We start from the raw sequence: 19,514 nt of genomic DNA, 5'->3' as shown, positions 1-19,514 counted from the left end.
TGGTGTCAGTTCCGCGACCCGAGCCTGCGCCCGATGACCACCATCGCCGCGCCGATGCCGAGGATGAGCAGGGCCCCGAGCACGGTCCAGAGCCCGGGCATCAGGGGCGAGACGAGCAGGGCCGCCACCACCATCGCGGCGCACAGGGCGAACAACGCGATACGGCGGTGCTTCATGGCGGCAGGACCTCGGTCGGCAGGGACGGCTCAGTCGCGGGGCGGCCGCGATGCGCACGACCGGTCCCGGACACCAACGTAATGATCAAATAAGGAGCCGTTGCCCGGCGAAAGTCCCCAGCCACGGGGGCGAAGGTCCCGCGCAGGCGGCCTCGGCCTGCCCGCGCGGGGTCCTCACTTCATCCGCGTCGCCCACTCCTGCACCTTGGCGATCCGCTGCCGCAGCTGCCCGGCCGTGGCCTCCGCGCTCGGCGGTCCGCCGCAGACCCGGCGCAGCTCGGTGTGGATCACCCCGTGCGGCTTGCCCGACTGGTGGACGTACGCGCCGACCATGGTGTTGAGCTGCTTGCGCAGTTCGAGCATCTCCTTGTGGGAGACCACCGGGCGCCGCTCGGCGGGCATTTCGAGCAGATCGGCCTCTTCGGCGGGCTTCTTGCGGCTGTGCGCGATCTGCCGCTGCTGGCGCTTCTGCAGGAGCAGCTCCACCTGGTCGGGTTCGAGCAGACCGGGAATGCCGAGGTAGTCCTGCTCCTCCTCGCTGCCGGGATGGGCCTGCATGCCGAACTCGGCGCCGTTGTACATCACCCGGTCGAAGACCGCGTCGGATTCGAGGGCCTCGAACGGGAGCATGTCCTGTTCGCCGGTGTCCTCGTCCTGCTCCTTGTTCGCCTCGTCCATCTCCTTCTCGGACTCGGCGTACGGATCCTCCTCGCCGTCCTTCTTCGGCTTGTCGAGCACGTGGTCGCGCTCGACCTCCATCTCGTTGGCGAAGCCGAGCAGGTCCGGGATGGTGGGCAGGAAGACGGAGGCGGTCTCGCCGCGGCGCCTCGACCGTACGAAACGGCCCACAGCCTGTGCGAAGAACAGCGGTGTGGAGATCGTGGTCGCGTACACACCGACCGCCAGGCGCGGGACGTCGACGCCCTCGGACACCATGCGGACGGCGACCATCCAGCGGTCGGTGCCCTCGCTGAAGTCGTCGATCCTCTTCGAGGCCCCCGCGTCGTCGGAGAGCACCAAGGTCGCCTTGGTCCCGGTGATCTCGCGGATCAACTTCGCGTACGCACGCGCCGACTCCTGATCGGAGGCGATCACCAGACCGCCCGCGTCATGGATCGACTTACGGACCTCGGTGAGCCGCTGGTCGGCGGCGCGCAGGACGTTCGGCATCCAGTCGCCGCGCGGGTCGAGCGCGGTGCGCCAGGCCTGGCTGATCGCGTCCTTGGTCATCGGCTCGCCGAGCCGGGCCGCGATCTCATCGCCCGCCTTCGTGCGCCAGCGCATGTTGCCGCTGTACGAGAGGAAGATGACCGGCCGCACGACGCTGTCGGCGAGCGCGTTGCCGTAGCCGTACGTGTAGTCCGCGGACGAGCGGCGGATACCGTCCTTGCCCTCCTCGTACTGGACGAAGGGGATGGGGTTGGTGTCGCTGCGGAACGGCGTACCGGTCAGGGCCAGGCGGCGCGTGGCCGGCTCGAAGGCTTCGAGGCAGGCCTCGCCCCAGGACTTGGAGTCACCGGCGTGGTGGATCTCGTCGAGGATCACCAGGGTCTTGCGCTGCTCGACGCGGTTGCGGTGCAGCATCGGGCGCACGCCGACACCCGCATAGGTCACGGCGACGCCGTGGTACTCCTTGCTGAGCGGGCCCGCGCTGTACTCCGGGTCCAGCTTGATCCCTATCCGGGCCGCGGCGTCCGCCCACTGCTTCTTCAGGTGCTCGGTGGGGGCCACGACCGTCACCTGCTGCACCACATGGTGGTGAAGGAGCCAGGAGGCGAGGGTCAGCGCGAAGGTCGTCTTGCCGGCGCCGGGGGTGGCGACGGCGAGGAAGTCCCTCGGCTGCTCCTGCACATACCGCTCGAGGGCCCCCTGCTGCCAGGCACGCAGCTTGTTGGCGGTACCCCAGGGGGCGCGGCCCGGGAACGCGGGTGAGAGGTGGTGCGAGCTGCTGGTGGCGGTGGTAGTCACGGTCTCCGGTTCGGCAGGTCGGCTACGTGGGGCAGGTGGTCGGGGGCCGACGACGGGCGTGTGCCGGCTCCGTATGACAACCGGGCCACCTTACCGGGGCGGGAGATTTGGGCTGGGGTGACCGAGCCGGGTCGGGTGCGGGTGCGACATGGGTCACATGGTGGGGGTGGCCGGACGCGGGTGCCTCTGGGCTGGGGTGGGGCCAGGTGCGGGTGCGTCTGGGCTGCGTGGGGCCAGGTGCGGGTGCGTCTGGGCTGCGTGGGGCCAGGTCGGGTACGTCTGGGCTGGGGTGAGGCCAGGTGCGGGTCCGTGGGGGCTGGGGTGGGGCGCCTGCGGCGGGCGGATTTCCCCTACCCGCCCCTTCCCGAAACCGGGGCTCCGCCTCGGCCCCCCTCATCCGAACTTCGTTCGGATCGCCTCAAACGCCGGCGGGGCTGGGATTGCCGTCGGAGCTGGGATTGCCGTCGGAGCTGGATCGCAACCGCCCCGCCACCCACACCCCCACCGCAGCCACCACCACCGACAGCGCGAACACCGACGCGAACGCCACCGCCGGGCCGCCCGTAGCCCCATCCGTGCCGTGGCCCGAGAGAGCGCCGCCGCCCAGCGCCGCGAAAGCCGCGCCGCCGCCCGCGAGCAGCAAGGCGTTGGACAGGCCGTCGGATATCTGGAGGGCCGCCGAGTTGGCGCCCGCCTCCGTCGGGGCCGACAGGCTCAGCATCAGGACGCTGGTCGAGGAGATCACCAGGCCCATGCCGAAGCAACCCCACGCCCAGGCGAGCGCGATGATCCACACCGGGACGGAGTCGATCAGGACGGTCGGCGCCGCCGCTATCGCCGCCGTGACCAGGACCATGCCGACGCGGACCAGCGGCACGCGCCGGTTTTCGAGCCGCGGCCGTGACTGGATGTACGAACCGAGCGCCCAGGTCGCACCGCCGACCGCCAGGGCGAGCCCGGCCATGGTCAGGGAGAGCCCGCGGCGTGCGACCAGCATCAGTGGGATGAAGGACTCCGCCGCGATGAACGAACCCGCCGCGAGCCCGCGCAGCAGGATGACCGAGGGCAGACCGCGCCCCGCGCGGAACGTGCCGCGCGGCAGCAGCGCGAGCACCGACGGCACGAGCACCGCCAGCCCGGCCGCCGCGGGCAGCACCGAGAACGGGCGCAGATCCTGGCCCGCGTACTGCAGCAGGCCCGCGCCGAGCGAGATGCCGAGCGCGAGGCGGATGCGGCGGGACTCGAAGCGCACGGGCGCCCCGTCGGGCGGTCCGCCCGCGGTCCGCCGTATCGCCGGCAGGGCGAGCAGCAGCGGGAGCGTCACCAGGGCCGGAATGCCGAGGAACACCCAGCGCCAGCCGAGCTGTTCGGTGACGGTGCCGGCCACCAGCGGGCCCACGATCGCCGGGACCACCCAGCCGGCCGCGAAGGCCGCCATGATCGCGGGCCGCAGCCGCTCCGGATAGGCCCGGCTGACCACCACGTACAGCGCGACGATCACCAGTCCCCCGCCGAGTCCCTGCACCGCGCGCCCGGCGATGAAGAGCCACATCGCCCCCGCCGTGCCGGACAGCAGCAGCCCCGCCGCGAACGCCCCGATGCCCGCCGCGAGCGCGCCGAGCGGTCCGCGCCGGTCGGCCCACTGGCCGGCCAGGACCATGCCGAAGAGCGAGGTCGTGAAGTACCCCGAGAACGCGAAGCCGTAGAGCGCGACCCCGTCCAACTCCCGTGCCGCCACCGGCATCGCGGTGCCGACCGCGGTCGCCTCGAAGGCGATCAGGACGACGACCGAGACGATCCCGATGCTCAGCGCGCGCAGCCGCCGCCCGAGCACCCCTTCGTCCGGGGTGACGGTGCTCGGGAGCGCTGCGGTGCGCGAGTCGACGGCCATGCGAAGACCGTACGGTCCGGCACTGACAATCGCCCCTGGCCAGGGACGGGACCTTTCTCGTCCGTTGGTCCTACGCCCCGCCCCGCCCTCGGCTCCTTCGCCCCGCCGGGACATGAACGCGCTGTGGCAGTCGTATTGCAGGAGCGGCCGTTCCCTTGGCGGGCGCATCGGGCCCGCCTAGCGTCGAAGACATCGACTCGGCCGTGTACCCGAGTGGCTCAGGGACTTGTCTGCAAAACAAGTTACGCGGGTTCGAATCCCGTCACGGCCTCCACCGCAGCACCCGCCACGCCCCGGACCGCGCCGTGCGCCTTACGCGCCCGCGCCCGGTCCCGACAGCTCAAGACGCCACATGACTTCACCGTCATGCACCACATCCGTCACCGTGAGCCCGGCCGCCGCCGCGACCGAAGCCGACGCGTGATGGTCCGGGTGCACATGGGCGATCACCGCGTCCAGCGGCTCCTGCGCGAGCGCCACGACCAGCGCGCACGCCGCCTCCCGCGCGATCCCCCGCCCCTGCCACGGAGTGCCCACGGTCCAGGCGATCTCGGCGATACGGGAGTCGTCGGCGTACCCCTGCAGATGGGCCGGCGCAGGCCCCACCGTGGCCTGTACCGCGCCGACGAACCGGCGCTGGGCGACGAGCTCGACCACCCAGTTGCACCAGGTCACTTGAGGGTCGGGGGATCCGGCGAGCCACCGTTCGTACCGCGCACGCAGCTCCTGTTCGCTCTCGGGCGCGCCGCCGATGAACGTGTGCAGCGCGGGATCGCCGAGCACCCGCGCCATCTCGGCGGCGTACGCGGGCTTCACCGGCAGCAACCGCAGCCGGGGTGTGCGCAGTTCACGGAGTATCAAGCGGATTCCTCATGCGACAGGCCGGCGCCGTCATGTGACAGGCCGGCGTCTTCATACGAGAGCCCGGCGTCCCCGTGCACGAGCCCGGCGTCCTCGTGCAGCCAGCTCGTGAGCAGCACGCGCCGCCCCTTGGACTCGATCCACTCGGCCTCGTCCTCGACGAGCCGGTAGCCCGCCGCCTCCGCGACGGCCCGGCTCGCGAGGTTGTCCTCGTCGATCTGCAGGCGGAGTTCCCGTATCCCCAGTTCTTCATGGGCGTACGAGGTGAGCAGCCGCGTGGCCCGTACGGCGAGGCCCTGGCCGCGGTGCTCGGGGCCGATGGCGTAGCCGAGCGTGGCCATCTCCAGGTTGATCATGACTTCGCCGAGGGCGGTGCCGCCGTCGGTCGTGACGGCGAGCCGCAGGTGGGTCCCGGCGGCACGTTTCTGCCGCGCGTTCGCCAGGTGTGTCCGGGCCTCTTCGGGACCGAAGGGCGCGGGCAGCGGCGTGAACCGGGCGACATCGCCGTTGTCGAAGATCCCGCGCATGGCGTCGAGGTCCTCGTCCCGCCACTCCCGCAGCACGAGCCCGTCCCCTTCGACGACCACGGCTTCCCCGCTCACGACAGCCACGTGGCCCCCTCCTGCTCCTGCATTGCTGGTACGGAGCATACGTGCGCTCCCGGCCGGGTGAGCCAGGTCACATCAACTGCCCTGTCACAGCCGGGGATCCGGCGGCATCCCGTGGTTGTCACCAGCTCGCACCACCGCATACGAGGAGCCCGCCATGACCGCACGACTGAACCTCTTCACCAACGAACTCGCCGCGAAGCATCTCAAGTACCTGGTCTCCGCGGGCAAGGTCATCACCGACTCGTCGCTGCCGACCGTGCTCCAGGAGCTGGTCTCGCTGCGGGTGAGCCAGATCAACGGCTGCGCGATGTGCGTCGACATCCACACCAAGCACCTGGCGCACGAGGGCGAACAGGCCGTACGGATCCACCTGGTCGCCGCCTGGCGCGAGGCCACCGTCTACACGGAGGCGGAGCGCGCCGCCCTGGAGCTCGCCGAGCAGGCCACCCGTATCGCGGACGCGTCGGGCGGTGTCTCGGACGAGGCGTGGACGAACGCGTCCAAGCACTACACCGAGGACGAACTGGCGGGCCTGGTCTCGCTGATCGCCCTGATGAACGCGATGAACCGGCTCAATGTGACGGTGCGGAACCCGGCCGGCTCCTACGTGGTCGGGCAGTTCTGAAACGACACCGCCCGGGCTACTGCCCGGACACCACCGCTGCCTGCGGCCTGATCGGCAGCCGGTTCACCGGCCGCCCGGTGGCCGCGCGCACCGCGCCCGCCACCGCGGCCGGGGCCGTGACCACCGGGACGGCGGAGGCGGCCTTGGCGCCGAACGGGGCGACGACGTCGCGCTCCTCGACCAGCTTGACGATCTGGATGTCGGGGGCGTCCAGGGCGGTCGGCAGCGCGTAGCCCGTGAGGTCCGGGTGGCGGACCACGCCGCGCGGGGTGCGGAGGTTCTCGGTCAGGGCCGCGCCCACGCCCTGCGTGACGCCCGCCTCGATACGGGCCGCCAGCTGGGCCGGGTTGAGGACGCGGCCGACGTCCTGGGCGACGGCGAGTTCGACGACGCGGATCGAGCCGAGCTCGACGTCCACGTCGACCACCGCGCGGATCGCGCAGAAGGCGAGGCCGACGAAGGCGTCGCCCTGGCCTGTCTCGTCGAGCGGCTCGGTCGGGTGCGGACGGCACTGGGCCGTGGCCCAGAGTTCCTTGCCGTCCATCGCCTCGGTGACGGTCGTGGACAGGACACCGTCGTACGAGGTGATCTTGCCGTCGGCGATCTGGAGCAGCTCCGTGGACATGCCGAACTTGTGGGCCAGGGGCTGCAGAAGCTGGGTGCGGACCATCTTGGCGGCGCGTTCGACGGCTCCGCCCGAGACCCACGTATGGCGGCTGCGGCAGCCCGCGCCGGCCGGCGGCTGGTCGGTGTCGACGGCCGCGACGTGGACTTCCTCGATGCCGAGGGTCTCCTGGACGATCTGGCGGGCGAGCGTGGAGAAGCCCTGGCCGGTCTCGACGGCCGCGCAGATCACGGTCGCGACGCCGTCCTGGACCTTCACGGTCGCGGTCGAGACCTCGTCCGCGCCTTCCGCGCCGAGCATGTGCACCATGCCGAGCGCGTAGCCGACACCGCGGCGGACGGCTCCCGGCTCGCCCGCGCCCTCGGGGCCGCCCGGCAGGATCCACTCCTCTTCCGGGGTGTCCTTGGGGAGCGGGGGGAGGTCGAAGTCCCGTACGGCGCGCAGGAGTTCCGCGACGGGCGCCGGGCACGTGACCGTCTGCCCGGTCGGCAGGATGTCGCCGGTGGCCATGACGTTGCGCATCCGCAGCTCGGCCGGGTCCACGCCCAGCTTCGCGGCCAGCTTGTCCATCTGGGCCTCGTACGCGGCGCAGACCTGCAGCGCGCCCTCGCCGCGGACGTGCCCGGAGGGCGGGTTGTTGGTGCGCACCGCCCAGCCTTCGATGAAGGCGTGCGGCACGACGTACGGGCCGCAGGCGAAGGCGACGGCGGCAGCCAACGACTCCGAGGACGCATCCGCGTACGCGCCCGCGTCCAGCAGGATCTGCGCCTCGACCTTGACGAGGCGGCCCTCGGCGTCCGCGTGGTGGCGGTAGCGCAGGAGCGTCGGGTGGCGGTGGGCGTGGCCGAGGAAGGACTCCTCGCGGGTCGCGGTGAGCTTGACCGGGCAGCCGGTCTTCAACGCGAGCAGGCCGAGCGGCAGTTGGAAGCCGGGGTCCTCGCGGTCGGCGGTCGCGCCGGGCACGCCCGTGACGACCACCTTCACGCGGTCGGGCTCCAGGCCGTAGCAGGCGGCGGCCAGATCGCGGTCGGAGTGCGGGTCGGTGGAGGCCACGTACAGCTCGACGCCGCCGTCGGGACGCGGCACGGCGAGACCGGCCTCGGCGCCGATGGGTGCGGGGTCCTGGCGGCCGATGCGGTACAGGCCCTCGACGACGATCTCGCCGGTGGCCTCGGCGTCCCCGTACTGCAGCGGGATGTGCCGGATCAGATTGCCGTCGGGGTGCAACGGCTCGGCGGCGAAGGCCTGTTCGGGGTCGGTGACCGGTTCGAGCACCTCGTACTCGACGACGATCGCGGCCGCGGCCATCCGGGCCGTGTCCGGGTGGTCGGCGGCGACGGCGGCGATGGGCTCGCCGTGGTGCCGTACGAGCTCGGAAGCGAACACGGGACGGTCCGCGATCCGCCGCCCGTGCGCCGCGTCACCGGGCACGTCGGCGTGGGTGACGACCGCGTGCACTCCCGGCATCTGCTCGGCGCCGGAGGTGTCGATGGAGGTGATCCGGGCGTGCGGGTGCGGCGAGCGCAGGATCGCCGCCCACAGGAGGCCCTCGGCCCACAGATCGGAGGCGTACGGGAACGTGCCCTCCGTCTTCGCGCGCGCGTCCGCGGGCGCAAGGGAGGCACCGAGCCCGAGGTGCTTCTCCTCGGCGGCGGGTGCGGTGACCGTCTCCTGGCTCACGACCGGCCTCCGTCCTGCGGGTAGTTCACGCCGCCCGCGCCAGGGGGTGCCTGGTGCGGGATGCGTGCGTGGTCCTCGGTCTCGTCCCCGGACCCGGTGTCGGACGCGGCCGTCTGCCGCTCGGCGACGACGTCCTTGACCGCTTCGAGTACACCCTTGTAGCCGGAGCAGCGGCAGAGGTTGCCGCACAGCGCCTGGCGGGTCTCGCGCTCGGTCGGCTGCGGGTTGCCTTCGAGCAGATCGTGCACGGTCATCGCCATGCCCGGTACGCAGAAGCCGCACTGCACGGCGCAGCTCGCGGCGAGCGCCCGCTGCACGTCGGAGGGCTGACCGTCCTCGGCGAGGCCTTCGACCGTACGTACTTCACTGCCCGCGGCCGTCGCGGCGGGCACGAGGCAGGAGGCCACGAGGCGGCCGTCGACCTGCACTGCGCACGCACCGCACTCGCCCTGCGAGCAGCCGTCCTTGGCGCCGGCGAGACCGAGGCGCTCGCGAAGCACGTAGAGCAGCGATTCGCCGATCCAGGCGTCGGTGACGGGCCGGTCGGCGCCGTTCACGCGCAGCACGTACGAGGCGTGCGGGTGTTCGTCGCCGAAGCCGGAGACCGGGGCAGCGGGCTCGGCGCCCTCGGACGGGTCGGCCCCGTCGGACGGCTCGGCGTCCTCGGCGGCTTCCTGCGCGGGGGGTTCGGGCTGTCCGTCCTGCGGCGATACGTCGGGGTCGGCGGGCTGTTCCGCTGCGGGGGCGGCGGACTCGGCGGGCTCTGCGCGCTGCTCGCCCTGCGCGGCCGGTTCCTCGGGCTGCGGCTCCGGCTCCGGCAGGTGCTGAGCCCACGGCGCCGGAGCGCCGCCCGGCAGGGTCGCCGGGGCGCGGTCGGCCCACTGGTCGACCAGCGAAGAGGTGGTGAACTCGCCCGATTCATCCGGAAGATCACCCTGCGCCAGCGGAATCGACCACTGCCCGGTGACCTGCGATTGCGGGTGCGGATGTGGGTCCGATGGCGCCTGCGGGTGCGACTCCGGCTGGGACTGAGGCTGAGCCTGCACGGGCTCATGCCCACCCTGCGCGGACTCGTGCCCACCCTGCTGACCGGACTCGTGCCCACCCTGACCAGGCGGCTGCGTGAACGACCACTGCCCGGTCATCCCCGACTCGTGCGGAGGCGCGGGCTGCTGCGGCGCGTTGGGCTCGGGCCACTGGACAGGAGCAGGAGCAGGCGCAGGAGCAGCAGGCGCGGCCTCGGGAGCGGAGTGCTCCGCACTCATCTGCGGCACCAGCGAAGGGATCACGAAGGTGCCGGTCGCCGCCGGATCGGCCGCCGCTCCGGGCACGACCGAGATCTGCGGCGGTACGAAGCTGCCGCCGGGCGCCGCGAGCGGGGTGTCAGCGAAGCCTTCGGGCAGCGCGACGAAGGCCGTCGCGTCGCCGTCGTACTCGCCCTGGCTCGTGGGCTGCCAGCCGCCGTGCCCGTAGGAACCCTCGGTCCCGTTCCCGTAGGAACCCTCGGTCCCGTTCCCGTAGGAACCGTCGGTCCCGTTCCCGTAGGAAGCCTCGGCCCCGTTCCCGTACGAGCCCTCGCCGGTGTGTCCGTTGCCCATGCCGTTTCCGTAGCCGTTCCCGTACCCAGGAGCGCCGTTGCCCTCCGTGCCGCTCATGCCAGCGCCCTCCCCAGAGCACGCCGCGCGAGCACGGCGACCGTGCGCCTCAGCTGCTGTACGGCGGGTGGCAGCTCCTGCGGGGAGCCGTCCGGCGCCTGGTCGGGGATGCAGGCCGCGGCGACATAGTCGCCGAAGGCGTGCAGCGCCTCGGGCGCGAGGGCGCGGTCGGCGTCCCAGTCGATCAGCGAGGAAATCCAGCGCTCGGCTTCCAGCGGGCGCAGCGGCATCGGCGCCACGGCGCCCACCGCGCACCGCACTCCGCGGCGCGCGGGGTCGAGCACGAGGGCGACGGAGGCGAGGGCGCGCCCGGGGCCGGTGCGGCCGGTGGCCTTCAGATACACCTGCGGGGCGTGCAGGAGCGGAATCCGTACGTAGCCGATGAGTTCACCGCCGCGCAGCCGCTCCATCCCGGCGAGCAGATGCGAGACGGGCACCTCACGGCGTGCGCCGCCGGGGCCCGCGACGATCAGCTCTGCTTCGAGGGCGGCGAGCACGGGCAGCGAGTCGCCGGTCGGCGCCGCGGTGGCGATATTGCCGCCGAGCGTCCCGGCGTTGCGGATGGTGGGCGGCCCGGCCGCGCGGGCGGCGGCGGCGAGCGCGGGGATCAGGGCGGCGAAATCGGGGCGTCCCATGCGGGCGTGGGTGAGGCCGGCGCCGAGCAGCGCGTGGCCGTCCTGGTACTGCCAGCCGCGGATCTCGTTGATCTTCCCGAGGCCGACCAGACCGGCGGGCCTGAGCTGCCCCTTGTTCACCGAGCTCATCAGATCGGTGCCGCCGGCCACGGGCACGGCGGCGGGCATGGCGGAGAGTGCCGCGACCGCCTCGTCGAGCGAGGTCGGCAACGTCACGGACTGCGCCACCTGCGGTGCGTGCGTGGTCAAGACCGGCTGCCCCTTCCCGTGCCCGACTCGTGAGGCCGTGGTGTGTCTGCTGCTCCCCCAAGCTCTTCGAGCAGGGGGTGCCCCCGGTACGGTACGTGCTCACAGGCCGGACGTGGCAACTCTGGCACATCTTCCGGGCCCGCCGACGCCGGGGTCCACTAGACCCCTTTCGTACGGGAATTCGCGCAATGCCCGGATTTCGTAGGGCATTGCCCACCAGCGGTTCTCAGCGCTTCCCGACGGTCCACGGCGATGCGCGCCCACGCTCCCAGGGCCGCACCCCCGGGACACATGGGTCGTGCACACCTCACACGTTTGGGGGCGCCCCCTCGATCGGGCGTCCGAGCACACCCGGACGCTTTTGCCACGGCAACGGGCCACCGGGCGGCCGGAACTCGACGCCGAGGGCCTCAAGTCGGGCGTAGTGCGCGCCCATTCGCCGCTCGAATCCGGCGAAGTCCCGCTCCCCCGAGGACGGCAGCGCGCTCCAGGCCACTTCGGCGAAGGCCGACAGCCGGGGGAACGCCTGGTAGTCGACGCGCCCTTGGTGCTCCATCACCTCGGTCCACAGATTGGCCTGCGTGCCGAGCACATGCGCGGCCTCCTCGGCGGACAGCTGCGGCGGCACGGGCTCGAAGCGGTACACGTCCTCAAGCGTGCGTACATAACCGATCGGCACCGGCTCGTCCTCGCCGCCGCCTTGCCGGTGGTCCAAGTACACCTGCTGCTCAGGGCACATGACGACGTCGTGCCCCGCCTGCGCGGCCGCGATACCGCCCGCGTACCCGCGCCAGCTGGACACCGCGGCGCCCTCGGCGAGACCGCCTTCGAGGATCTCGTCCCAGCCGATGAGCCGCCGGCCCCGCCCGGCCAGCCAGCGGTCGAAGTGCCGGATGAACCAGGACTGCAGCTCGTCCTCGTCCTTGAGCCCCAGCTCCTGCATCCGCGCCTGCGCGAACGCCGACTGCTTCCACTGGTCCTTGAGGCACTCGTCCCCGCCGATGTGCACGAAGGGCGACACGTCCTCGGGGAAGAGGCCGAGCAGTTCCTCGAAGACCCCTTCGTAGAACCGCAGCACGTCCTCGGAGGGCGCCAGCACATGCGGACTGACACCCCAGTTGTCCCAGACGCCCAGCGCCGCCGTGTCGACGACATCGCTGTTCCCGAGCTCGGGATACGCTGCGATCGCGGCCTGCGAGTGGCCCGGGATGTCGATCTCGGGGACGACGCGGATATGCCGCTCCCTTGCATACGCGACGATCTCGCGGATGTCGTCCTGCGTGTAGAACCCGCCGTGCGGCTTGTCCTCCCACAGCGGCGACGCGCGGTGCCCGTACTTGGTGCGGGCCCGCCACGAGCCGATCTCGGTCAGCCGCGGGTACCGCTTGATCTCGACGCGCCAGCCCTGGTCGTCGGTCAGATGGAAGTGGAAGACATTGAGCTTGTGCGCGGCCATGAGGTCGAGGTAGCGCAGCACGCCGTCCTTCGGCATGAAGTGCCGCGACACATCGAGCATCATGCCGCGCCAGCCGAAGCGGGGCTCGTCCTCGATGCGGACCGCCGGCACCTCCCAGGTGCCGCGCCCGTCGAGGGGCGCGCGCCGGAACGCCTCGGGTCCGAGCAGCTGCCGCAGGGTCTGCGCACCCCAGAACACCCCCGCGGGGCCGCCGCCTTCGATCCGCACGCCGGCGTCGTCCACGGTCAAGCGGTAGGCCTCGGCGGCCAGTTCGGGGTCGATCCGCAGCGTGATGTCGGCACCCTCGGCCGCCGGGTCGAGGAACAGACCCGTGGCCGCCCCGACGGTGGTGCGCAGCCAGCGCGCGACGCCTTGCGTGCCGGGTCCGGCGTTCAGCATCGACTCGGCGACCAGCGGAAACGTACGGCCCGCGGTCCCTTCGTACGTGACCGGCAGGGGTATCAGCGCAGGAGGCGCGTCAGGAGTCGTCATGCCAACGACCCTGTCACGCCCCCCGCTTACTCAACGAGCCTCAATAATTCCGCGCCCAGGGGTCCAGGTGAAATCCCCACCCGGAGATCTGAGTGCCCGTACTCATGCCTCACCGCAGCCCGCGGACCAGCATGTCCGTACGCACGATGCACGCACCGGGATCGGGCGGACGAGGAACGGAGCACACCCCCATGAACCGACAGGCCACCCCGCCGCACTCCATGACGCCGGGCCTGCGCGAGCTCTACCAGCCGTCCCCGCTCGGGCAGTCGGCGCCGGGCGGACACTTCGGCCTGATCCTCCTGGGCAGCGCGCTGTGGGCGGTCTCGCTGCTGCCGATCGGCTATGTGGCGACGGTGATCGGGATGGCGCTGCTCTGGGGCGTGGCGGCCGACGCATCCGTGGGCGAGCCGGTGGCGGCCCTGGCGGGGATCGTCGCAGCCTGGGCGGCGGTCCTCACCGCGCTCGCGTTCGCGCCGGGGGTACGGCGGCTCCCCGGCCCCGGCCGCTTCGCGACGCTCGGGGCGGTCAACTGCCTGTTCACGGCGGCCGTCACGATCCTGTGGACCACCGCCGGCTGAACCCTGCGGGCAGCCGCAAGCATGCGAGCGGCCCCCGGCGCGCAGCACAGACGCACCAGGGGCCGGGCAGGGGCTACTTCTTGCCGCCGCCCTTGCCGTCCTTGTCCTTGCCGCCGCCGCTGTCCCCCATGGACTCGTAGATCTCCTTGCACAGGGGGCACACGGGGTACTTCTTCGGGTCGCGGCCCGGCACCCAGACCTTGCCGCAGAGCGCGACGACGGGGGTGCCGTCGAGGGCGCTCGCCATGATCTTGTCCTTCTGGACGTAATGAGCGTAGCGCTCGTGGTCGCCGTCGCCATGCGACACCTGGGGTGTCGGCTCTACGAGGGTCCCCGTACCTGCGCCGCGCTCGGGCTCAAGAGTGCTCATATCCAAAGGCTACCGAAGGCTTCGGCCAAAGGCGGTCGGGCGTCAACCCACACCCCGTACAAGCGAGCGCTCTCTTGATTGAGGGGCAGATCGCCTAGTTAAGGGATGGGTCGTCCGGATATGTCGCGATCATCGCCAGCTCACTGCGCTGCCGCCGCAGCACCGCGCGCCACAGCTTCTCCGGCACCGGCGAGGAGACATCCCCCGGCTCGGACTCCACCACGTACCAGGCACCATCGGCCAGCTCGTCCTCCAGCTGCCCCGGACCCCACCCCGAATATCCGGCGAAGATCCGCAGCGAACCGAGCGCGGCCGCGAGCAGCTCCGGCGGTGCCTCCAGGTCCACGACCCCGATCGCTCCGTGCACCCGGCGCCAGCCGAGCGGCGCACGCTCCGTGGAATCGCCCGGGATCACGGCCACGCCGAGCGCCGAATCCAGCGATACGGGTCCGCCCTGGAACACCACACCGGGCTCGCCGGCCAGCTCGGCCCACCCTTCGAGAATGTCGCCGACGCCCACGGGCGTGGGCCGGTTGAGGACCACGCCGAGCGAACCCTTCTCGTCGTGGTCGAGCAGGAGGACGACCGCGCGGTCGAAGTTCGGGTCCGCCAGGGCGGGGGTGGCCACGAGCAACCGCCCTGTGAGCGAGGACACCTCGGTCATGGTCGACATGATCCCGCATATTCGGCCGCTGTGGACAGAACGCGGGTGTCACAGCCCCATATCCGGTGGTGAGCGGGGCGCCGCGGCTTTCGCCCGGCCTCACACCCGGACCCGCGATCCGGTGACCGTACGCAACTGCGAAGCAACGGCTCGTGTTGTGGCGAACTCATGACGGTTCTGAAGCGTCTTCGGGCTTCCGGAACATGGGTGTACGGCCATTACGCTTGCACCTTCGGACCCCCCTGCCCGACTCATCGGAACGCGAGATACATGACCGTCAACGGCACCGACGACGTACTCCTTGTCCACGGCGGCACCCCGCTCGAGGGCGAGATCCGTGTCCGCGGGGCTAAGAACCTCGTGCCCAAGGCGATGGTCGCCGCACTGCTCGGCCACGGGCCGAGCCGGCTGCGCAATGTGCCCGACATCCGCGATGTCCGCGTGGTGCGTGGCCTGCTGCAGCTGCACGGTGTGACCGTCCGCCCCGGCGACGAGCCGGGCGAGCTCGTGATGGACCCCTCGCACGTCGAGAGCGCGAACGTCGCGGACATCGACGCGCACGCGGGTTCGTCCCGTATCCCGATCCTCTTCTGCGGCCCGCTCCTGCACCGCCTCGGCCACGCCTTCATCCCGGGCCTCGGCGGCTGCGACATCGGCGGCCGCCCGATCGACTTCCACTTCGAGGTGCTCCGCCAGTTCGGCGCGACCATCGAGAAGCGCGCGGACGGCCAGTACCTGGAGGCCCCGCAGCGGCTGCGCGGCTGCAAGATCCGGCTGCCGTACCCGTCCGTGGGCGCCACCGAGCAGGTGCTGCTCACGGCCGTGCTCGCCGAGGGCGTCACCGAGCTCTCCAACGCCGCCGTGGAACCGGAGATCGAGGACCTCATCTGCGTGCTGCAGAAGATGGGCGCGATCATCGCCATGGACACCGACCGGACCATCCGGATCACCGGTGTCGACAAGCTCGGCGGCTACAACCACCACGCGCTCTCCGACCGTCTGGAGGCCGCGTCCTGGGCCTCCGCGGCGCTCGCGACCGAGGGCAACATCTATGTGCGCGGCGCCCAGCAGCGCACGATGATGACCTTCCTCAACACGTACCGGAAGGTCGGCGGCGCCTTCGAGATCGACGACGAGGGCATCCGCTTCTGGCACCCCGGCGGCGCGCTCAAGGCCATAGCGCTGGAGACGGACGTCCACCCGGGCTTCCAGACCGACTGGCAGCAGCCCCTGGTCGTCGCGCTCACGCAGGCCTCGGGCCTGTCGATCGTGCACGAGACGGTGTACGAGTCGCGCCTCGGCTTCACCTCCGCGCTCAACCAGATGGGCGCGCACATCCAGCTCTACCGCGAGTGTCTGGGCGGCTCCGACTGCCGGTTCGGGCAACGCAACTTCCTGCACTCCGCGGTGGTTTCGGGCCCGACGAAACTCCAGGGCGCTGACCTCGTCATCCCCGACCTGCGCGGCGGCTTCTCGTACCTGATCGCCGCGCTCGCGGCCCAGGGCACGTCCCGCGTGCACGGCATCGACCTGATCAACCGCGGCTACGAGAACTTCATGGAGAAGCTCATGGAGCTCGGCGCGAAGGTCGAACTGCCGGGCGGTGCGCTCGTCTAGATCCTCTGCGGTTACGTTTCCGGGGCGGTGCCATTCGGTTGGCGCCGCCCCGGTTTCGTTTGCGGAGGTCACCCGTGGTCACTCTTCCTGTTCCCGCCGCCCTGCTCTGCGACATGGACGGCACGCTCGTGGACACCGAGCACGCCTGGCTCGATGTCGTACGGGAATTCCTCGCGGCCGAAGGGCGGTTGGCGCCCGCGCCGCTGCTCGAGCCGTTCGCGGGTGCGACGATCGCGGTGGCCGCGGATCTGCTCGTACGGAATCAACTCACCGCGCGTCCGCGGGATGAGGTGGCCCGCGTCCTGGACAAGGCCTTCACGGAGGCCGTGGCGGGCGGTGTGACGGTGCAGCCGGGTGCGCTCGCCCTTCTGGACCGGGTGCGGGAACTCGGCGTCCCCACCGCGCTCGTGACCTCTTCCGAGCGTCATGTGGCCGACCTGGTCCTCGACACGCTCGGGCGCCATCGCTTCGACGCCTCGTTCGCGGAGGGCGAGTCGGAGCGCGGGAAGCCTTTCCCGGACCCCTACTTGAACGCGGCCTCGTCCTTGGGCGTGGACCCGTCGCTGTGCCTCGCCGTCGAGGACACGCCCACGGGGGCGTCTGCGGCTCTTGCGGCGGGCTGCCGTCTGCTGGCAGTCCCTTCGCTCCCGGGCATCCCCAAGGGGCCGCGTACGACGCTCGTGCGGTCGCTTGCCGAGGTCTCGTTCTAGCCGGTTCGCCTTCGGGTGCGGGCCGGTTGCGCCTGCGGCGGGCCTCTTCCCCCACCCCGCCCCTTCCCGAAACCGGGGCTCCGCCCTGGACCCCGGCACCCGAACTCCGTTCGGATCTGCTCAAACGCCGCAGGGGCTGAATGGTCTGCCGAAGCGCCGCAGGGGCTGGATGGGGAATGCCGAAGGGGCCACCGGGACGGACCCGGTGACCCCTTCGCGAGACAAGGACTTACTTACCCTTGGCCGCTTCCTTCAGCTTCGAGCCCGCCGAAACCTTCACGCTGTAGCCGGCCGGGATGTTGATCGGCTCGCCGGTCTGCGGGTTGCGGGCGGTACGAGCGGCACGGTGGGTGCGCTCGAAGGTGAGGAAGCCGGGGATGGTGACCTTCTCGTCGCCCTTGGCGACGATCTCGCCGACGGTCTCGGCGAACGCGGCCAGCACGGCGTCGGCGTCCTTGCGGGTCACCTCGGCGCGGTCGGCCAGCGCGGCCACCAGCTCACTGCGGTTCATGTTGTTACTCCCGTGTTCTTCTTGCTGTTGAGGCGGTGCCACGCGGCAGAGCCTGTCGGGCACAGCCAAGCCGATGCTGCCAGGGTCCCCGGCGACCCCGTGACCCGGGTCCGCCGGCCGGACCCTCGCGCCCGTGGGTGGTGCCCCTCGGACTAAGCCCTTGGGGAAGCATCCTGCCCCCACCTCCGGCGGGAAAGCCAATCCGGCGCCCCGTTATGGGTAGCGCAGTCACACGAAAAGCGCCCATCGTAGGCAACATGCCCCGAAATGGTGACGCTCCGTCGGCTCCCGGCGAAGCACCGTAGGGCATGAGGGCGTGGATTCCGCCCGCAACCCTAGAGTGCCCCGGGGCGCGCCGCGTTCCGCGACGCGCCGCCAATCAGGCCGTGGTTCCGGTCACATCAGGCCGAAGGCGCGGAAGCGGCCGCGGCGCCCGCGGCCTTGGCCGCGTTGCGCACCGCGCCGGCCACCGCACCGGCGACCTTGTCGTTGAAGACCGACGGGATGATGTAGTTCGGGTTGAGCTCGTCCTCGGAGACCACGTCCGCCAGCGCGGTCGCGGCGGCGAGCATCATCTCCGTGTTGACGGTGCGCGACTGGGCGTCGAGCAGACCGCGGAACACACCCGGGAACACCAGCACGTTGTTGATCTGGTTCGGGAAGTCCGAACGGCCGGTGGCGACAACTCCCGCGGTCTGGCGGGCGATTGACGGGTCCACCTCGGGGTCGGGGTTCGCAAGCGCGAAGACGATCGCGTCGTCGGCCATGGCGGCCACGTCGTTGCCGTCCAGGACGTTGGGCGCGGAGACACCGATGAAGACGTCGGAGCCGACCACCGCTTCCTTGAGCGTGCCGGTGACGCCCTCGGGGTTGGTGTTGTCGGCGATCCAGCGCAGCGGCGAGTCGGCGGCGGCGTCGACCAGGTCGGCGCGGTCCGCGTGCACCACACCGTGGATGTCGGCGACGACGGCGTGCTTGACGCCGGCGGCCAGGAGCAGCTTCAGGATCGCGGTGCCGGCGGCGCCCGCGCCCGACATGACGACACGTACGTCGCCGATCGATTTGCCCACCACACGAAGGGCGTTGGTGAGCGCGGCGAGCACCACGATGGCGGTGCCGTGCTGGTCGTCGTGGAAGACCGGGATGTCGAGGGCCTCGCGCAGGCGGGCCTCGATCTCGAAGCAGCGCGGCGCGGAGATGTCCTCGAGGTTGATGCCCGCGAAGCCGGGGGCGATCGCCTTCACGATCTGGACGATCTCGTCGGTGTCCTGGGTGTCCAGGCAGATCGGCCAGGCATCGATGTCGGCGAAGCGCTTGAAGAGCGCGGCCTTGCCCTCCATGACCGGCATGGCGGCCATCGGGCCGATGTTGCCGAGACCGAGCACGGCGGAGCCGTCCGTCACGACCGCAACGGTGTTGCGCTTGATGGTGAGGCGGCGGGCGTCCTCGGGGTTCTCGGCGATCGCCATGCAGACGCGGGCCACACCCGGCGTGTAGACCATGGAGAGGTCGTCACGGTTGCGGATGGGGTGCTTCGACTGCATCTCGATCTTGCCGCCGAGGTGCATGAGGAACGTACGGTCCGAGACCTTGCCGAGGGTGACGCCCTCGATGCCGCGCAGCTCTTCCACGATCTCGTCGGCGTGCGCGGTGGAGGTCGCCGCGATGGTGACGTCGATCCGGAGCTTCTCGTGGCCGGACGCGGTGACGTCGAGGCCGGTGACCGAGCCGCCGCTGGATTCGACGGCCGTGGTGAGCTGCGAGACGGCGGTTCCGCTCGCGGGCACCTCAAGACGGACCGTCATCGAGTAGGAGACGCTGGGCGCCGTTGCCATGCCGACTTCTCTCTTTCACCTGTACATCGCGTGCGTCATCCGATCGTCGCACCTACCTGCCGGTACGAGGTAGCCGTCCCGGGTTTAGAACGTTTTGCTCGCGGACAGGGGGCGGATTCGGAAAACTACTTCCACCATACGAGAAGCTGGGTTCGGGGTGGAACCCCTTTCATGGGGCACGTATCGACTCTGTGGCTACCTACAAGGGCGGCCACGGGCAGAGCCACGCAAAAGAGGTCCACGCCCCGGAGGGCGTGGACCTCTGATGAAGATCAATGACACCGACCCGCCATGCTCGCCTC

At 71.2% G+C, this 19,514-nt stretch carries 17 protein-coding genes and 1 tRNA gene; 5 read left to right on the top strand and 13 right to left on the bottom strand.

The window, feature by feature from the left end; genetic code table 11:
• Positions 1-5: 5 nt before the first annotated feature.
• The 3 genes from H9Y04_RS37440 to H9Y04_RS37430 all read right to left on the bottom strand — a co-directional run bounded on the left by H9Y04_RS37440 (position 6) and on the right by H9Y04_RS37430 (position 4,035).
• Entirely contained in the window at positions 6-176 is a 171-nt protein-coding gene (locus tag H9Y04_RS37440; protein WP_187818656.1) for a hypothetical protein, read from the bottom strand.
• 174 nt (positions 177-350) lie between these two features.
• Positions 351-2,144, bottom strand: a complete 1,794-nt coding sequence (locus tag H9Y04_RS37435) for a DEAD/DEAH box helicase (RefSeq protein ID WP_187818655.1) — start codon at positions 2,142-2,144, stop codon at positions 351-353.
• A 418-nt stretch (positions 2,145-2,562) separates the two neighbouring features.
• Positions 2,563-4,035 carry an MFS transporter gene (locus H9Y04_RS37430; RefSeq protein WP_187818654.1) on the bottom strand — a complete coding sequence of 491 codons (1,473 nt, stop codon included), beginning with the start codon at positions 4,033-4,035 and terminating at the stop codon, positions 2,563-2,565.
• A gap of 199 nt (positions 4,036-4,234) precedes the next feature.
• Between H9Y04_RS37430 and H9Y04_RS37425 the strand changes: the two genes are divergently transcribed.
• A tRNA-Cys gene (locus H9Y04_RS37425) sits at positions 4,235-4,309 on the top strand.
• 38 nt (positions 4,310-4,347) lie between these two features.
• Here the strand turns inward: H9Y04_RS37425 and H9Y04_RS37420 are convergent.
• Positions 4,348-4,896 carry a GNAT family N-acetyltransferase gene (locus tag H9Y04_RS37420; protein ID WP_214662014.1) on the bottom strand — a complete coding sequence of 183 codons (549 nt, stop codon included), beginning with the start codon at positions 4,894-4,896 and terminating at the stop codon, positions 4,348-4,350.
• Positions 4,893-5,507 carry a GNAT family N-acetyltransferase gene (locus tag H9Y04_RS37415; RefSeq protein ID WP_214662013.1) on the bottom strand — a complete coding sequence of 205 codons (615 nt, stop codon included), beginning with the start codon at positions 5,505-5,507 and terminating at the stop codon, positions 4,893-4,895. Before H9Y04_RS37415 ends, H9Y04_RS37420 begins: the two co-directional genes overlap by 4 nt.
• Positions 5,508-5,661: 154 nt before the next feature.
• Here H9Y04_RS37415 and H9Y04_RS37410 point away from each other — a divergent pair, with 154 nt between their 5' ends.
• On the top strand, positions 5,662-6,132 hold the full coding sequence (locus H9Y04_RS37410; RefSeq protein WP_187818652.1) for a carboxymuconolactone decarboxylase family protein: 471 nt from the start codon (positions 5,662-5,664) through the stop codon (positions 6,130-6,132).
• A gap of 16 nt (positions 6,133-6,148) precedes the next feature.
• Here H9Y04_RS37410 and H9Y04_RS37405 read toward each other — a convergent pair whose 3' ends face one another.
• The 4 genes from H9Y04_RS37405 to H9Y04_RS37390 all read right to left on the bottom strand — a co-directional run bounded on the left by H9Y04_RS37405 (position 6,149) and on the right by H9Y04_RS37390 (position 12,924).
• On the bottom strand, positions 6,149-8,437 hold the full coding sequence (locus H9Y04_RS37405) for a xanthine dehydrogenase family protein molybdopterin-binding subunit (protein WP_187818651.1): 2,289 nt from the start codon (positions 8,435-8,437) through the stop codon (positions 6,149-6,151).
• Positions 8,434-10,092, bottom strand: a complete 1,659-nt coding sequence (locus tag H9Y04_RS37400; protein ID WP_236071940.1) for a 2Fe-2S iron-sulfur cluster-binding protein — start codon at positions 10,090-10,092, stop codon at positions 8,434-8,436. The genes H9Y04_RS37405 and H9Y04_RS37400 overlap by 4 nt, the downstream gene beginning before the upstream one ends.
• Complete coding sequence (locus tag H9Y04_RS37395) at positions 10,089-10,976, bottom strand: FAD binding domain-containing protein (protein WP_187818650.1); 888 nt, start codon at positions 10,974-10,976, stop codon at positions 10,089-10,091. Before H9Y04_RS37395 ends, H9Y04_RS37400 begins: the two co-directional genes overlap by 4 nt.
• Before the next feature lie 307 nt (positions 10,977-11,283).
• Positions 11,284-12,924 (bottom strand): beta-N-acetylhexosaminidase, encoded by a 1,641-nt coding sequence (locus H9Y04_RS37390; protein WP_187818649.1) that lies wholly within the window; start codon positions 12,922-12,924, stop codon positions 11,284-11,286.
• Positions 12,925-13,115: 191 nt separating this feature from the next.
• Between H9Y04_RS37390 and H9Y04_RS37385 the strand changes: the two genes are divergently transcribed.
• On the top strand, positions 13,116-13,505 hold the full coding sequence (locus H9Y04_RS37385) for a hypothetical protein (RefSeq protein WP_187818648.1): 390 nt from the start codon (positions 13,116-13,118) through the stop codon (positions 13,503-13,505).
• 73 nt (positions 13,506-13,578) lie between these two features.
• Here the strand turns inward: H9Y04_RS37385 and H9Y04_RS37380 are convergent, their stop codons facing one another.
• Positions 13,579-13,875, bottom strand: coding sequence for a DUF3039 domain-containing protein (locus H9Y04_RS37380; protein WP_187818647.1), 297 nt, complete (start codon positions 13,873-13,875; stop codon positions 13,579-13,581).
• A 94-nt stretch (positions 13,876-13,969) separates the two neighbouring features.
• Positions 13,970-14,539: a YqgE/AlgH family protein gene (locus H9Y04_RS37375; protein WP_187818646.1), complete on the bottom strand. Its 570-nt coding sequence runs from the start codon at positions 14,537-14,539 to the stop codon at positions 13,970-13,972.
• A gap of 270 nt (positions 14,540-14,809) precedes the next feature.
• On the opposite strand from H9Y04_RS37375, the gene murA reads away from it, so the two are divergent.
• Both murA and H9Y04_RS37365 read left to right on the top strand, forming a co-directional pair.
• Entirely contained in the window at positions 14,810-16,156 is a 1,347-nt protein-coding gene (murA, locus tag H9Y04_RS37370) for a UDP-N-acetylglucosamine 1-carboxyvinyltransferase (RefSeq protein WP_187818645.1), read from the top strand.
• Between the two features lie 74 nt (positions 16,157-16,230).
• Entirely contained in the window at positions 16,231-16,866 is a 636-nt protein-coding gene (locus tag H9Y04_RS37365; protein WP_308801663.1) for an HAD family hydrolase, read from the top strand.
• A 229-nt stretch (positions 16,867-17,095) separates the two neighbouring features.
• Here H9Y04_RS37365 and H9Y04_RS37360 read toward each other — a convergent pair whose 3' ends face one another.
• Both H9Y04_RS37360 and H9Y04_RS37355 read right to left on the bottom strand, forming a co-directional pair.
• Entirely contained in the window at positions 17,096-17,377 is a 282-nt protein-coding gene (locus H9Y04_RS37360) for an HU family DNA-binding protein (protein ID WP_016645140.1), read from the bottom strand.
• Between the two features lie 401 nt (positions 17,378-17,778).
• On the bottom strand, positions 17,779-19,212 hold the full coding sequence (locus tag H9Y04_RS37355; RefSeq protein ID WP_187818644.1) for an NAD-dependent malic enzyme: 1,434 nt from the start codon (positions 19,210-19,212) through the stop codon (positions 17,779-17,781).
• Between the last annotated feature and the right edge of the window lie 302 nt (positions 19,213-19,514).

Origin of the sequence: Streptomyces polyasparticus (assembly GCF_014493765.1) — a bacterium.
In the GTDB taxonomy this organism is placed as follows: domain Bacteria; phylum Actinomycetota; class Actinomycetes; order Streptomycetales; family Streptomycetaceae; genus Streptomyces; species Streptomyces polyasparticus.
Note: the sequence above shows the minus strand (reverse complement) of the source record. Positions and strands in the feature narration are given on the sequence as shown.